Source organism: Geobacter psychrophilus (assembly GCF_056821595.1).
Map to the genome: position 1 here is coordinate 90,564 of NZ_JBXDTU010000003.1, position 14,368 is coordinate 104,931.

The 14,368-nt window shown below is 47.6% G+C and carries 16 protein-coding genes; 9 read left to right on the forward strand and 7 right to left on the reverse strand.

All coding sequences use genetic code 11. From position 1 onward, the window contains the following. Nucleotides 1-9: 9 nt before the first annotated feature. The 5 genes from ACOCF6_RS01100 to ACOCF6_RS01120 all read right to left on the reverse strand — a co-directional run bounded on the left by ACOCF6_RS01100 (nucleotide 10) and on the right by ACOCF6_RS01120 (nucleotide 1,815). Nucleotides 10-474 carry a hypothetical protein gene (locus ACOCF6_RS01100; protein WP_482458540.1) on the reverse strand — a complete coding sequence of 155 codons (465 nt, stop codon included), beginning with the start codon at nucleotides 472-474 and terminating at the stop codon, nucleotides 10-12. Between the two features lie 95 nt (nucleotides 475-569). Further along, complete coding sequence (locus ACOCF6_RS01105) at nucleotides 570-794, reverse strand: hypothetical protein (protein ID WP_482458541.1); 225 nt, start codon at nucleotides 792-794, stop codon at nucleotides 570-572. Nucleotides 795-823: 29 nt separating this feature from the next. Then, on the reverse strand, nucleotides 824-1,099 hold the full coding sequence (locus tag ACOCF6_RS01110) for an integration host factor subunit alpha (protein ID WP_482458542.1): 276 nt from the start codon (nucleotides 1,097-1,099) through the stop codon (nucleotides 824-826). A gap of 13 nt (nucleotides 1,100-1,112) precedes the next feature. Further along, entirely contained in the window at nucleotides 1,113-1,592 is a 480-nt protein-coding gene (locus ACOCF6_RS01115) for a hypothetical protein (RefSeq protein ID WP_482458543.1), read from the reverse strand. Between the two features lie 28 nt (nucleotides 1,593-1,620). After that, nucleotides 1,621-1,815: a hypothetical protein gene (locus tag ACOCF6_RS01120; protein WP_482458544.1), complete on the reverse strand. Its 195-nt coding sequence runs from the start codon at nucleotides 1,813-1,815 to the stop codon at nucleotides 1,621-1,623. A 566-nt stretch (nucleotides 1,816-2,381) separates the two neighbouring features. Between ACOCF6_RS01120 and ACOCF6_RS01125 the strand changes: the two genes are divergently transcribed. The 9 genes from ACOCF6_RS01125 to ACOCF6_RS01165 all read left to right on the forward strand — a co-directional run bounded on the left by ACOCF6_RS01125 (nucleotide 2,382) and on the right by ACOCF6_RS01165 (nucleotide 11,959). Continuing rightward, nucleotides 2,382-3,398, forward strand: coding sequence for a tyrosine-type recombinase/integrase (locus ACOCF6_RS01125; protein ID WP_482458545.1), 1,017 nt, complete (start codon nucleotides 2,382-2,384; stop codon nucleotides 3,396-3,398). A 19-nt stretch (nucleotides 3,399-3,417) separates the two neighbouring features. After that, entirely contained in the window at nucleotides 3,418-3,786 is a 369-nt protein-coding gene (locus tag ACOCF6_RS01130) for a hypothetical protein (protein WP_482458546.1), read from the forward strand. Nucleotides 3,787-3,809: 23 nt separating this feature from the next. Next, entirely contained in the window at nucleotides 3,810-4,202 is a 393-nt protein-coding gene (locus ACOCF6_RS01135) for a hypothetical protein (RefSeq protein ID WP_482458547.1), read from the forward strand. Between the two features lie 2 nt (nucleotides 4,203-4,204). Further along, nucleotides 4,205-5,029: an AcrVA2 family anti-CRISPR protein gene (locus ACOCF6_RS01140; protein ID WP_482458741.1), complete on the forward strand. Its 825-nt coding sequence runs from the start codon at nucleotides 4,205-4,207 to the stop codon at nucleotides 5,027-5,029. A gap of 270 nt (nucleotides 5,030-5,299) precedes the next feature. Then, entirely contained in the window at nucleotides 5,300-5,719 is a 420-nt protein-coding gene (locus ACOCF6_RS01145; protein ID WP_482458548.1) for a DUF7673 family protein, read from the forward strand. Between the two features lie 117 nt (nucleotides 5,720-5,836). Further along, the gene (locus tag ACOCF6_RS01150; protein WP_482458549.1) at nucleotides 5,837-6,934 is read left to right on the forward strand and encodes a hypothetical protein; all 1,098 of its coding nucleotides are present in this window, start codon (nucleotides 5,837-5,839) and stop codon (nucleotides 6,932-6,934) included. Nucleotides 6,935-7,067: 133 nt separating this feature from the next. Continuing rightward, on the forward strand, nucleotides 7,068-7,676 hold the full coding sequence (locus ACOCF6_RS01155; RefSeq protein WP_482458550.1) for a hypothetical protein: 609 nt from the start codon (nucleotides 7,068-7,070) through the stop codon (nucleotides 7,674-7,676). Nucleotides 7,677-7,724: 48 nt separating this feature from the next. Continuing rightward, nucleotides 7,725-9,311: a site-specific DNA-methyltransferase gene (locus ACOCF6_RS01160; RefSeq protein WP_482458551.1), complete on the forward strand. Its 1,587-nt coding sequence runs from the start codon at nucleotides 7,725-7,727 to the stop codon at nucleotides 9,309-9,311. Nucleotides 9,312-9,322: 11 nt separating this feature from the next. Continuing rightward, a complete protein-coding gene (locus ACOCF6_RS01165; RefSeq protein WP_482458552.1) occupies nucleotides 9,323-11,959 on the forward strand; it encodes a DEAD/DEAH box helicase in 2,637 nt (878 codons plus the stop codon). Between the two features lie 221 nt (nucleotides 11,960-12,180). Here the strand turns inward: ACOCF6_RS01165 and ACOCF6_RS01170 are convergent, their stop codons facing one another. Both ACOCF6_RS01170 and ACOCF6_RS01175 read right to left on the reverse strand, forming a co-directional pair. After that, nucleotides 12,181-12,729 (reverse strand): hypothetical protein, encoded by a 549-nt coding sequence (locus ACOCF6_RS01170; RefSeq protein WP_482458553.1) that lies wholly within the window; start codon nucleotides 12,727-12,729, stop codon nucleotides 12,181-12,183. Continuing rightward, on the reverse strand, nucleotides 12,726-14,324 hold the full coding sequence (locus ACOCF6_RS01175) for a UvrD-helicase domain-containing protein (protein WP_482458554.1): 1,599 nt from the start codon (nucleotides 14,322-14,324) through the stop codon (nucleotides 12,726-12,728). The genes ACOCF6_RS01170 and ACOCF6_RS01175 overlap by 4 nt, the downstream gene beginning before the upstream one ends. Nucleotides 14,325-14,368: the final 44 nt, after the last annotated feature.

The window sequence follows — 14,368 nt, forward strand, 5'->3', positions numbered from 1 at the left end:
AGCCCCTCCTTATGAGAGGTAACGGGGGTTCTTTGCGGTTGCCTCCAATGAGGCTTGCGTATATGGACCGACCTCGTTGTTATCACAATTATCTTCGAGAAACTCATGGTGACTGAAACGCTGACGGGCCTCTTCATAATGGGGCACTTGAACGCGCCGAAAGAAGTCGACAAACTCATCCATATCAAGTTTTGGCTCGTGCGTCTGGCCAAGATTCGCTTTTACCGGTCCGATCGACAGGAAGCTCAACAGGTAGGCCATTCCATCCGGACCGAGGAAATGGTCAAGGTGCATGGAGCTGGGATAATTCACCCGGTCTTTATCGCACTCGTTTTGATGAATGATTTTGAATCCGTGTTCTTTCCCGAGGCCGGTCTCTGTCCTCTCGCGCTGCCAGATTACATAGCCATCTGAGGGCTTTTCGATAATATCACCGCAAACATCACAATAGAACTGCTTTAAGGGCTCCAACATTGCTTCTCCTTTTGGTTCTGGATTTATTCTACAAACAAATGGTCAGTCATCCATTACACGTTAATGTGTAATGGACGGCGTATTATTACACATTACTACTCCCACCCGTCTTCAAAAACAGTCTGCAACGCGGCCAGCCAGTTCTCTCCCAGGCGTTTGATCGCATCGAGAGGGTGCTCATAACCTTTCGGTAACCACTCGGGCTTGTTAAACAGCAGAGCCATCGCTATGCACTCCCCTGTGCTCAGTTTGCCGATAATTTCGGGGTTCCGGTTGACACTGCGGGCAAGATCTTTGATACGTTCTTCGGTGGGATCCATCACGCCTCCAGGTTGATTTAAGGTAGGTACTACTTATTCACCGCGTCTTTCAATATCGGACTTGCCTTGAACGTCAGCACCCTCCGGGAGGCGAGCATCATCGTCTCGCCGGTCTGTGGGTTCCGCCCCCGCCGGGCGCGCTTGGCTTTGACGGTAAATACCCCGAATCCAGCAATTTTGACGTTTTCACCAGCATCGAGGGTATCTTTGATTATGCGAATGACTGACTCCAGAAGGTCAGTTGCTTCTCGCTTGGTCGTCCCGAGTTTCATCTGAATTTTCGTAGCGATATCATTTTTCGTCATTTCTGTAACTCCTTTATTTATCGGCTTCGGTACCTACCGATTTTGCCAAAACCTCATAATCCTCAAGCCGGTACTTGATGACATAGTCCAGTTCACATTTGAGACACCGGCATGCCTGGTTAATGCCATCCGAAGTTTTCTCGACCCACCCTGGGAGGACGTCGCGAGACCCGCACTTTGTTTTCGGGCAACGGGCGCCACCTTGCTTGATGAACATTTCGGCAGTCACGAATTCGGGCTTGATCGTGCTGCCCAACATTGATTGACTGAATACCTTTTGAGTCGTTGCAACAGCTTCAACACAGGCCGATGCCTCGGATGCACTGCCTTCTTCAAGCAGCATTTCAGGAGGAGTTGAGTCCCTGTAAATGAGAAAGCAGCTGTACCCCTTAGATGTCCTATCAACCCGCAGACCAAAAGTAGTCGCCTTTAAAGCTGTGAGGTTGAGTTCCGTTACGCGTGCCTTTAACTGCTTTTCTGTTACCTTGGCCATAAATCCTCACTTTCTACGGCGTGCGAGTCTATTCAGCCCCAGCCGCATCAGAAATCATCTTTTCGATATTTGGTCTCTCTTTTTCATAAAGCATGGCAACTGCTTCAACAATGAGTTGTTCACTCGTTTTTGTACCATTACTGAGCAGTTTTAGAAATTTGAGCTGATTTTGTGTTTTAGGCAATTCTTCCAACTTAATCACTTCTTTTTTTATTTTAGCCATTAGATCTACTCCTTTCCGAAATTTAGGCAAATAACGCCAAAAACTTTTATTGATATTATATTGTCAGAAGTTCAAAAACAACAAAAACATACCGATTGCACATAATCTGTATTTTTCTTGTAAAAAACGCATTTTGTGGGTAGTATTTTATTGATTCTCATAACCCTAAATATGGGAACCAATACCACAGCAAAAAAGTAGTAAATACTAACTGGCCCCGAGGTTCAAATTGAGACAGATTTCAGTAAATCAGAGGGAGTCGAAAAATGCAGGCGGATGCAACGCATGTGATGACTATTTAACTGAAACCGGCCGAGAGAACCATGTCGTATGGGAAATTTCTCTCTGCGGTGCGAGCCTGAGAGTTTGTTCGGCCTGCAAAGCTGAATTAATCCAAAAATTGTCCAACACTCTTCCTGACGGCCCTTGTCCTACTATTGCCCGGCCAGAGAACGGCCCTTAGAACGCAAATTTGGAGGCCGAGCCTGCGAAGCCTTTATTTAAGGGCTTTTACAGGTATCACAACCATTTTACAGAAATTCAGTTCGCCTTGAAGGAGTTTTACAATGACGGAAACATCTCTCGTTCCCGTAAACCCACCTCTACTCGCTCTTAAAAACTCTCATGACGAAATCATGTGCCAAGCGGCCGAGTGGTTCGGCTTTGATGTTGCTAATGGTGATGCGCGGCAGGACACGATCGACTCATACATGTCCGGACTGAAGCATTGGATCACCTGGTGCAAGGTGGCAAACATAAATCCCGGGACAGCGACCAAAGAGGATATCAAGGAGTTCAGAAAAGAACTGGTAAAAAGTGGTAATGCGTCGGCTACAATCAGTTCCAAGTTAACGTCCATCCGAAGATTCTATGAATCCGCTCTCCAGCGCGGGTTTGTAACATTGAACCCGGCCGCCGGCATCCGAGCACCGAAAGATCGAAGCGCAGCAGATGAGATTGTCGAGCATCTGTCTGATACCGAAGCAAACCGGCTTTTCAAGATCATCCCGAAAGATGGCCGCCTGAAATCGATGCGAGACCGCGCCATCATTGCTCTTATGACTATCGAAGGTTTGCGCCGCGTTGAGATCCACCGTGCAAACGACGAGGATATAAGCGACGATGACGGCCGGATGCGCATGCTGATCCACGGGAAAGGCAAAGATCGTATTAAACATCCTCGACAAAGTGACGTCGCCAAGGTAATAGAAAAGTACATTCAAAAACGCGGTCCGGTGAATCCTGATGCCTCCGGCAACCATCCACTATTCGTTGAAGTGACCAAGGGCGGGACGCCGCAAGCCAGGCTAACCAGGCGCGGGATTACCAAAATGGTCAGTCAATACTTCATGGCCGCCGGCATAACCACACCGGTACCCAAAAACTCCCCGCCGAAAAGGCAGCGGAACTGCCACTCAATGAGGCACACCTGTGGAACTGACATCTATAAGGGCACTGGTGATTTAAAGCTCGTGCAAGAGGCGCTAGGCCATGCAACCATAGAAATGGCAGCCAAGTACAGCCATGTTGATAAACGGGCAAAGTCGCGAGTGACTGAGATTATCCCTATCGAAATTGAATAACTTATGGAGGATTCAAACTATGGCATCAACTACTACAGATGGACCTGAACTCCGACCGGCAATTATCAGCAAAGCGATAGAAAACGAAAACACCCTGATGGATTGGTATTTCTCCAATGCTGACGGAACGCTTTACCTTTCAGGGTTCCGCAGATACGAGAAGGATCATGATGGTAAGTGGTTTATTGCCGCTAGGTGGTATGTAACCGCACACGCATTACCGTGCATGATCCCGCTCGCAGACGTTCCTGTCCCAGATGACGTCATTCAGGAGTTGATCAACAAGGCCTATATCGAGCATCCATTCTCGCCTGAACCGCGGGAAGTGACTGTCAAAAGAGACGCTTCTTGCATAACTGTAGTGCCGAGAGGCCCAATCGCAGGATAATGATCTAGTGAAAGGGAGTAAATATGGACTTACCACCAACTTATTACGATATGATCCGCAGCGGTCCTCGACAATTTGTCCTTGAGATGGCTGAGTTGGATGCTAAAGATATTCTTAACGTTCCGGGACACCCAACAACGGTCTACAGTGTTGATGACTACCCCAGCCGATATAATCAGTGCCTTGACCAGTTGCAAAACAGTCTGACGGATTTTATTGCAACTAAAACTGGACTTAGTGAAGACGAGATAAGAGATCATATTGCTAGTGCTCCACCAGATATAAAAGCACATATAGCAAAAACGTACCATACTGCTAACTTCGAATACTACGCGTTTGTTAATTTCGCGCTATCTGGGAAAAAACCTTCTATTTCAGTGACAATCTATCTGACCATCTGGCCAACACAGAAATAAACCTGAAGTCGGGCCTTGTAGAGTTGCCATTTCCCTCTTGTTTGTTCACATTTACATCCCCAACAGTGATAAACGCCATGCATAATATAAGTGGCCGCGATGGGCGCTGGAATATGAATACATCAGGGTTGGACTATTCAGCCCCCGTTTCTGTTTTTGTCACCATGCACCCAGGGAGCCCAGAGAGTCCCGAACGCAAGTTGCTAATGTTGTCATGGCACGCCCGACCGCCAGAAAAATCATACTTGATGCTCAAACGTGAATTGTTTATGAACGATGAGTGGACACTAGAGCAGGCATTACATACTGACTGGGAGAAGATTGACCCAGAAAACTGTGGAACTGGCATAAGCATAGGCCCGGGTAGCGAGGGAATAGAACCGCAACAGGACGACAAGTTTTATACAGATGGTCTGACATTTTATAGAATAATTTTAAATGCAATTCTTTACTTGTCGTCTGATCAGTCCGAAAGAGTTGAAAGAAAAACACCGCGACAAGAAATGGAAAAAAGAGCGGAGAATATCCTTTCCGCTCCAAAAAGGCGTAAAGCCCTCAAAATGGCTACACACCACTCTATTTTGGATTACGAAGAGGTAGGTGTTTCTGTTGGAACTATTACTATTCAACACAATGAGCCAAAAGACGGAGAAAATAGCGGTAAAGGATCTGGAGGGAAACCGGCAGTTAGGTTTATAGTCAGAGGGCATTGGAGACACCAACCACACGGCCCGGGTAATCAAGAGCGCAAATTAGTCTGGATTAGACCTTTTTACAAAGGCCCAGATCTAGCTCATGAAATAAATAAGCCTTACCTAGTCAAATAGTTTGGAATTGAGATGTTGAGAATTCTCAGACTTAATAAATTTTCCAGTAGATGGCTGTAATTGTAATTTGTAATTTACTGATTACATATTACAAAATTGGGAATTATAAAAGATGTCGATCCTCGTGCCAGAAAACTGTGTTCTTTCGGGCCGGTATTAGCTAAAGTCTCCTCAGATGTTATGTCACTTTTTTGGATATCCGTAAAAAGTCGTTGTTGAATAAAATATCTACTCCGCTGAGTTACTACACGTACAAAAAGAGGAAATGACATGGATAGAATCAGCCCGGATGAATATGCAACAGCTGTAGCAGCCTGTGTTGAGCTTGCCAGACAGCCAACAGGGGGTGGCCGGGTAGCTGCACAGGTGCTGTTGAGTGCCTACAACGGCGATTCCTTCCAGTTAAACGTCACTGACCTCTGCAATCTCGACAACGGGAACTATGCTCATGCTCTGGCTGTTATCAGGGGGAGGTACGAAGTAAGCCGTGAACCTCAAGAAATGATCCCTGACGGCAGTAACGTCTTTAGGGCATTGTGGACTCAATGGGCGAGGCTGGAACTGACGGAACGGGCGAAAAGACGTTGTCCTGACTGTGACGGCGGGAAGGTCTACAAAAATGAGGATGATGAAATCGGGGTGGTTTGCTCACGATGCGCCGGTACAGGCAGAGTTTGCGGGTGTGAGTAGTCGACTTTACTCACCATCAACGAGATTTACGAATACCCCCCTTATATTGTCTGCGCACTTCTTGATGCTGGTCAGCGAACTGAATTAACCTTCATTTATTGCTTTTCAGGAGGCCCCATGTTCACTCAATTATTGGTCCGGTCTTTTCTCACAATGCTACTAACTGGCATAATGATTCTGCCTATCAATGCCGCTGAAAAGAAAACGGCTCTAAAAGCAAAACCCAACAAGGCTTCCCAGGAATCCGCCAAGAAAGCCGAGGTGGAAAAGGCCCCTGAATATGATAGCAAACCATTCGATATGTCATCCAAACAATTACCTTCAGGCTACAGAGGGCACGACATTGAGGGGTTGTATAATTGGTTCTTAGCGCAGTACAAGCCAAAGGATGAGTTCGAGACAATGGCCGCTTACGAGGCAAGAATCAACGCAGCAAAGTTCAACTCGTTTTATGCCTTTTTGATTGAAAAGCCGTCAATGACAATTCACATGGATTATAACGCCGAAAAGGCGATGCTTTTAGTGAAAGTATCGGCATCGAGCAGCAGTAACTTCGACCGCACCTTATCAAAAGATTTGAGCCTTGATGAGAGAGTTAAGAGGGATTTTGTAATCAGCACCAAATCGAACTTAGTCTCATCCAACACCTATTCTGCGAGCAATGCGTTTGGTGCTACCAGGGAAGTAAACTCCTATTTCATGAAGGAGTATGGCATTGGCATCTTGAATGTAGATAATTTCGACAACCGTCAGAGTAAGTCCTCTGTTTTCAAAGAGCGGATCGTATCGATTCCAATGAATCCCCAACTGGCAAGGGGATTGAAAGACAACATTGGGACGTTGTTGATCTGTCAGGTTCGTGCCGGTGGTAAACCAGTTGCCTTCACCTTCAGGAGTGGGATGTCAAGCGAGCCAACAATCAACAAGCCTACCGAGCTTTCGGTAAGTTCCGGTTACCTCAACACTGAGGTGCTTGCCGTCTGGTTCTATGACAAGAATACCGGCTATGTTCTCCATAAAGAGGATGTGTCCGGCGCGCAAGCAAGCATCGAAATGCCGCCTGGACAGCAAGGAACAGGCACAATAACAAAGAAGAAAGGCTACTCCTCCCCACCCTATGTTTTTGAGGACGATAAGGGAGGCATGCAGGCTTCCAACAATATAAATGATGTCCCCGAAGCAAAGCGGGCGGCTTTTGAGGTTGAGATGCAGTGAAACGTCCAGGGGTCTGTGTTGTGGGGTTACAGATAACGGGATGTAGCACGAACTTGTGAAATATCAGATGTTGTAGCAACAACTACTCGAAAACGTGTTTATGTAGCACTAACTATTGCAATCGGAGACAGACTTGAAATACCCCAGCGTTAAAATATACCTCGATCTGCCGATCCCCGACGAAGACGTCGCCTCGTTGGAAAATTCCCAATGGTGCGAGACCAACCAGAAGCGCTTTGTCCATGCGGCCGAGATATACGGATACGGGGCATACCTGATGCCCAAGATCGTGTTTGCGCCGCCCTTCACTCTCGTCAAATCGGAAACGACCTGTCTGGCATGCCGGCAAACAACGCCCGTGGTGGCAGTGGAGGCAGCAGGGTACGTCCCCTTATCTTCCAAAGGGCACGACCTGGCTCTCGCTATTGCCCTGTTCGCACAGGGCGAAATAGATAATGCCCTCCCCCACCCCGTCTTTTTGACTAATGTCCGAGAATACCCTCCAGAATTCCTGAAGTTGATCAGAATGAGCAGTTTTTTGTTCCGGAAATACAGCCTCGAAGAGGAAAACGACGATTACTTTGCCAACGCTTGCACACATTGCAAGGCCCCAATTGATGATTTCACTCTGTATTATGAACAGGACGGACCACTGGCCAGGTGCAACCCCTGCCCTATCCGCCGGTCGGAAACAAAACTTCAATATAGTCTGCCGATTGTGGCAGAGTGCCAATTTGCATAATAAGAATCTCCGGAATTAACTGTGGGAATATTACTAAGGAATTAAATAATGCCTACTCTACACTGGATAGGAAAAGATAAGGTCGTTGGACACCACCATGAAGTCCCGTTCAAAACATTGAATAGGGAGTATGTCTTTACTGCTCCGGAGGGGACTCCGAATTCAACCGGCAACAGGGTTATTCATGGTGATAATTTGGAAGCACTGAAGGCTCTGCTCCCTGAATTCGAAGGCCAGGTCAAGTGCATCTATATTGATCCGCCGTACAATACAGGCAACGAGGGATGGGTTTACAACGACAATGTCAATGACCCAAGAATCCAGAAGTGGTTGAATACAGTCGTGGGTAAAGAGGAAGAAGACCTTACACGTCATGATAAATGGCTCTGTATGATGTATCCGAGGTTGAAGCTGCTGCATCGGCTGTTGGCTGTTGATGGAAGTATATGGATTTCTATTGATGATATAGAGGTAGCCAACCTACGACTGGTGCTGGATGAGATATTCGGGGCGTCAAATTTTGTGGCAAATGTTCTTTGGCAGAAAAGGACTTCACCTGATGCAAGGTTGATGTTGGGCGATGCACACGAACATATCCTAGTCTATGCCAAATCTTCCGAAAAGCTGGAACTAACAAAAATCCCTCAATCCGAAAAGCAACTTGCCGCATTCAAAAATCTTGATAACGACCCCCGTGGCCCATGGGTGTCATCGGATTTTGCAGCGCAAGGATTCAGGCCGAATCAGATGTATGAAATAACTACTCCAGCAGGCAGAAAAGTGCTTCCACCCCCTGGGAACTGCTGGAAGAATATTGAAAGCGTTTTTCTTGAACTTGTTGAAAACAACCGCATTTGGTTTGGAAAAGACGGAAAAGGAGTGCCACGGCGTAAAACCTTTTTATCTGAATCTTCCGGCGTCACATCTTGGACCTGGTGGGCTAACAGCGAAGTCGGTCATAGCCAAGAAGCAAAACAGGAAGTAAAAAACATCCTTGGTGTTGAAGATAAGGTTTTTGATACTCCGAAACCGACACGATTAATTCAACGAATTCTGCAAATCGCTACTGACAAAGATTCAATCATTCTCGACTCCTTTGCCGGCTCAGGGACGACAGCCCATGCCGTATTGAAGTTAAACAACCAAGACGGTGGTAATCGCCGTTTCATCCTGACCGAGATGATGGATTACGCTGAAACTGTCACTTCTGAGCGCGTGCGCCGGGTTATGAGCGGATACGGTGGAGAAGATAAGTCTGTTGCAGGGCTTGGGGGTAGCTTCGATTATTGCACCATTGGCGAAGCATTGTTCGATGAGGATGGGAATCTAAATCCCGCTGTTCCGGTTGATGATGTCAGGCGCTATATGGCCTACACTGAGGGTATAGAGTATGCGTCCTCTGGGATTACGCCATATTTCATTGGACAGTCCAGTGATGCAGCTTACATTTTCAACTATGAGCCGGATCGGGCCACAACCCTCGATTTTGAGTTCCTGGGCAGTCTGGATTTCACATCTGAGGCGAAGCCGGCGACCTTGGTAATATATGCCGACAACTGTCTCATCTCTCAGAATCAGTTGCAAAACCACGGAATAATTTTCAAGAAGATCCCGCGTGACATAACAAGATTCTGACAGGGGCAACGATGGAACTCAAAGAGTATCAACGGAACGTACTGAAGGACCTTAACAGCTTTCTCGGTTACCTCGAAAAACAAGATACTATTCGCGGTGCATTCCGTAATTATTGGGATGACCGTGGCGCGACCAAGATGGTTGATTACAAGAACAACGTACCCGGTGTCCCTCATGTCTGCGTAAAAGTCCCCACAGCCGGCGGCAAAACCTACCTGGCCGCCAATGCACTCAAGCCGATACTCGATGTGGTGAACCCGGAATCAACAGGCCAGCCCCGGGTAGTTGTCTGGCTGGTCCCTTCGCTCACAATCCTTGAACAGACGGAACGCAATTTTTCCGACATAACACACCCCTACCGACAACGACTCAATACACACTTCAAGGGCCGTGTTGAGATCTATGACAAGAAATCATTGCTCCAGGGCGCCGGGTTTTCTCCTGATGCTATTCAGGGGCAGCTTTCGCTGATTTTGTTAAGTTTTGACAGTCTCCGGGCACGCAACAAGGATGATCGCAAGATCTTCCAGGAGAATGGCTGCCTGGCTACTTTCGACACCTCTGACGCAGACTCCCTTGAGAACGTTGACCCAACTGCCCTGATCAACGTCATTCGTGCCTTGAAGCCGCTCTTGATCGTCGACGAAAGTCATAACGCCGAATCCGACCTGTCGGTTGAGATGCTGAAAAACCTCAATCCCTGCTTTATCCTGGATCTCACCGCCACTCCCCGCAATAACAGCAACATCATCAGCTTTGTCGACGCTCTGGCCCTCAAGAAAGAGTCTATGGTGAAGCTCCCTGTTATCGTCTATAACCGCCCAGACAAGACGGAGGTTATCAGCAACGCCCTTCAACTCCGGCGCAAGCTTGAAACGCTTGCCATTGCCGAGGAAAAGGTGACCGGCAAGTACATCCGGCCGATTATCCTGTTTCAGGCCGAGCCAAAAACCAGTGATGACAGGGAAACTTTTCAGAAGCTCAAAGAAAAGCTAATAGAGGCGAAGATACCAAAAGAGCAGATCGCGATTAAGACTTCAGGGATCAACGAATTAAAAGGCGTGGATTTGCTGAGCTCTGATTGTCCGGTTCGATACATCATCACTGTGAACGCCTTGAAAGAAGGCTGGGATTGCCCGTTTGCCTATATCCTTGCTTCGGTGGCTGACAAGTCCTCTGCGGTCGATGTCGAGCAGGTTGTGGGCAGAGTGCTGCGTCAACCTTATGTAGTGGCTCATCAGGAGCCCCTTTTAAACATGAGTTATGTGTTCACCGCTTCAAACCGCTTCATGGAAACACTGGACAAGGTAGTTAAAGGACTCAACCGGGCAGGTTTCAGCGACCGGGACTATCGAGCGATTGACCATCCCGTAATAGACATAACTCCTGCAGCAGCCACCGGCCAGCCGAATTTATTCACAGAAGCAACAATACCAGCTCCAAGCCTTGTTGAACTCGAAGACGAGATAAATACTGGAAGAATAATAGAGCGGGCTGCCGACGAGGAATCAGACGCCCCTTTTACAACAGAGGCTGACGGTAAAACCGATAAGGTCTTGGATGAGTTAACGGAACGGGCCAATGAAGCGAATAAGGAATTTACCGACAAGGCAAACGAAGCGGGATCTTCGCTTCCGCCTGATCTGGAAGACAAAATGAACAAGTATCCGATCAAAGAAGTTTTCCTCGAAGAAGCGCGGGCAATCCGTTTGCCGCAGTTTTTTATCCGCATACCGGCCGGTGGCTTCTTCGATAAAGAGGAAACCCTCACACTGTTGGAAAGCGATAACCTGCTGAAGGACTTCCGGCTCGGCACGTGTGACACTTCGGTAAATTTCACCGGTATCGACAATGAGGCCTACCAGGTAGACCTTGAGAAAACGGGAGAAGATGACTATCGCCCAAGCTTCAAAAAGATTGATAGCCGCCAGAAAGCTCGGCTTAACGAGCATATCCTGACGTTGCCGCGCGAATCACAGCTTAAAAACCTTGCGGCCAGACTTGCCAGCCTGATCGGTAATATGTATCCGATCGCTGATCAGGAAGTCAGGAGTTATATCAGGAGGGTCTTAGAGGGATTGACGGCAGAACAGGTGTATGACTGCCTGGAGAGAGATTATAGCTACACAAAGGTTATCAAGGATAAGATCAAAGAACTTGCAACGATCCACAGTGAGACAGTATTCACCACCTGGCTTGTGACCGAAAAGATAGTAACTAAGGCGGAATATTGCCTCCCTGAATTCATATCCCCAAATGCCATAGGGCCAACTATACCAAAGAGTTTGTATCTGTCAGAAAAGAAGGCAAACGGCTTTGAAGAACATGTAATCAACGAGGTTGCAAACCTTCCTAACATTCATTTCTGGCACAAGAACTTCGATCAGGGGAAGGAATACTTTCGGATCAATGGTTTTCTAAATCATTTTCCTGATTTCATCATAATGACCGAGTCAGGAAGGATCATAGCACTTGAAACTAAGGGCGATCACTTAGATAATTCAGACTCGGTTCGAAAAATAAAGCTGGGTCAAATTTGGGCTCAACAGGCAGGCAGAGAATTTCTTTACTTTATGGTTTTTGATAAAATCAAAATTGATGGAGCTTATAAACTTGCGGACTTTTTAGAGTTGTTGCGCGATATTTGATTGGGTTATTAACGGCACAACAAACTAATACCACACAGCCAAGGTTAGTGGATATGCTAAAAAGTGTTGGAGAATACTGGGTTTGAATCGGAGATAATTCCCTTGTTTCGTAAAAACCGTTATAATCGTTATCAAGTAGAACAACAGATATAACGGATAGTTGGTGTAGCTATATTGTCCTTTTAGACCCCCAACAGCGCCAACCCGTTGTCTTGCCTCTTCTACCCTCTCACGACAGTAATCTCTGCTGACTCCGCCGGCACATCATCCAACCCCTCTTCGCTCTTTCCAACCCAACCTGTTACCTTCACCCGGGAAGACTCCTCGGTACCGAACACCATCACAGCCCGACGTATAACATCAATACCATCTCCGACGATCTCCAACGCCTTCCGGTATGACCTTACAGATTTCTCAGCCAGATCCCGGCAGAGCGCCATATCCTCATGCACTTGCTGAGATTCCCAGGAAATCGTATGCACCGTTTCTAGCCTGGACAGTTCCCCCCGGAGGTGAGTAAAAGCGGTATTCTGCAGGTTGCAATGGATCTCATAGGCGTTATTGGCAATCAGAGTGATATTGCATGGCTTTGTTACCATCTTCAGAGTCGCTACAGTGCCCTCCATGAGCACAGTGGTTTCAGGGTATAAACTTGTCGGGTAGCAGGCGGAAACCTCTTTGTGGTGGGCCCCAAAGCGCAGAACGGCACCATACGCGGACAGATCGTCTGCTGAAACACTTGCGATGCATATTGTGACGATTTTGTTCACGGCGTGGCCACTACCTCTGCAAGGGCTTTCTCTGCAGCATACACTTCTCGGTTGCGTTGTACCATATCCGGAACCTCGTCAAAAGGATCCGGCAAAACTTCTACCTCTCTTTGCGCTCTGGTAACCGCAACATAGGCGCAATTCAGCTCCTCGGTGAGTGCCGCGTAATCGATTCCTTGCGACTCTTTGCCCTCTTTCTTCTCCTTCAAACTCCGCTTCGGATACTCACCTGTCCGGATTACATCCTCTATGTCCCATTGGTCAATGAAACCGAGCAGCTGCACCTTGGGATACTCCAATCCCTTCGATTTGTGAGATGATGTGTAGACGACCTCGGCGGCATCCCGGTGCTCGACCTGCCTTGTCTTGAGTTCAGCGATCTGCTTGAACAGACCGGCTCCGAACATATTGGTGATGCCAATAAGGGTTTTCAGCTCACGGTCGTCCACCTCTTTCTGAAATTGGATGAGCTCCTTGAACGATTTGAATTGCTGGATGAATGGATCTTGAATTTTTTCCAGTTTTCCGCAGTACAACCACAGCACATCATGCAGGTTGCCCTTCCCGAAGAACGTGTACGACTTCAACCCTCCCTCGAACCCGATCCGAGCCGACTTTGTTACACCATTCTCAAAGTCCATGATCGCCTGGGCAAGCAATGAGACGTTGCTCCTGGCAATTATACCGACCTGGTTGCCATACACCTGCCCGCCGGCTCCGATAATCTTCTGGCCACCACCTTCCAGGCCAAGGCGTTCCTTATACCGGAGGATCTCCATGCCTTTGTTGGCTATGTTCTGACCGAACCGAAATGACGTGGACAAGCTCAACTGAGGGAATCCCATAAGTTCCATGGCATTTACGCTAAACCTGAAACCGTATATCCCCTGGTTCCCGTCTCCGACCAAAATTTTGTTCGCCCTCTGCTTGCCGAGCATGTCCAGGAGTGCCATCGTGGAGTCTTGTGCCTCGTCTACGGCAATATATTCAAACGGTAGCTGTGGGTTCTCCATAAGCCAGAACTTTAGATAGGCATCATGCACCATTGGAGTATCGCTTTCGCCCTCGTACATCCGCTTCAAGAACTTCGTAGCATATCCGACAATCGTGTCGAAATTGGAGTTTGCGAACCGCTTGAAATCTTCATGGCGTATAGTGTCCAAATATGCGCCCCGGGCTTGTGCCAACTGACGGAACGCGCTGTTGAAGTAGAAGTTCAAGAATGCGAGAATGTGGGTGGCCATGATCAGACCAAACGTGCCACCCTTAGTGCCCAGGCCGAGGATATTGGACACCTCCAGAGGTTTGTACTGACCTTTCTCATGCAGATTGATTTTTCGACCATGTTTTTTCAGCTCGGCAAAAGCCAGTGAATGGAGAGTCTCTATCCTGACATTATTGAGGCCGGCTTGTCGGAATTTGTGGATAGCTTCCAGTTTAACTGCCTTGTTGTAAACAAGATATAAAGTGGAGGATTTAGAGCGTCTTTCACAGTAAAATCGAAGAGTTGAGCTTTTTCCTGATCCGGCGCATGCTGACACGGCCAGGTCTCCTTCGTACTCTACGATCTCATTTTGTTCATCTGTAGGTTTCATTCACCCTGCCTTATTGCGGATTCGGAACTGCAGCAATTCCCTCC

Coding starts and splice junctions, on each gene's coding strand:
- ACOCF6_RS01100 (WP_482458540.1), bottom strand. CDS start 474: ATGTTGGAGCCCTTAAAGCAGTTCTATTGTGATGTTTGCGGTGATATT.
- ACOCF6_RS01105 (WP_482458541.1), bottom strand. CDS start 794: ATGGATCCCACCGAAGAACGTATCAAAGATCTTGCCCGCAGTGTCAAC.
- ACOCF6_RS01110 (WP_482458542.1), bottom strand. CDS start 1,099: ATGACGAAAAATGATATCGCTACGAAAATTCAGATGAAACTCGGGACG.
- ACOCF6_RS01115 (WP_482458543.1), bottom strand. CDS start 1,592: ATGGCCAAGGTAACAGAAAAGCAGTTAAAGGCACGCGTAACGGAACTC.
- ACOCF6_RS01120 (WP_482458544.1), bottom strand. CDS start 1,815: ATGGCTAAAATAAAAAAAGAAGTGATTAAGTTGGAAGAATTGCCTAAA.
- ACOCF6_RS01125 (WP_482458545.1), top strand. CDS start 2,382: ATGACGGAAACATCTCTCGTTCCCGTAAACCCACCTCTACTCGCTCTT.
- ACOCF6_RS01130 (WP_482458546.1), top strand. CDS start 3,418: ATGGCATCAACTACTACAGATGGACCTGAACTCCGACCGGCAATTATC.
- ACOCF6_RS01135 (WP_482458547.1), top strand. CDS start 3,810: ATGGACTTACCACCAACTTATTACGATATGATCCGCAGCGGTCCTCGA.
- ACOCF6_RS01145 (WP_482458548.1), top strand. CDS start 5,300: ATGGATAGAATCAGCCCGGATGAATATGCAACAGCTGTAGCAGCCTGT.
- ACOCF6_RS01150 (WP_482458549.1), top strand. CDS start 5,837: ATGTTCACTCAATTATTGGTCCGGTCTTTTCTCACAATGCTACTAACT.
- ACOCF6_RS01160 (WP_482458551.1), top strand. CDS start 7,725: ATGCCTACTCTACACTGGATAGGAAAAGATAAGGTCGTTGGACACCAC.
- ACOCF6_RS01165 (WP_482458552.1), top strand. CDS start 9,323: ATGGAACTCAAAGAGTATCAACGGAACGTACTGAAGGACCTTAACAGC.
- ACOCF6_RS01175 (WP_482458554.1), bottom strand. CDS start 14,324: ATGAAACCTACAGATGAACAAAATGAGATCGTAGAGTACGAAGGAGAC.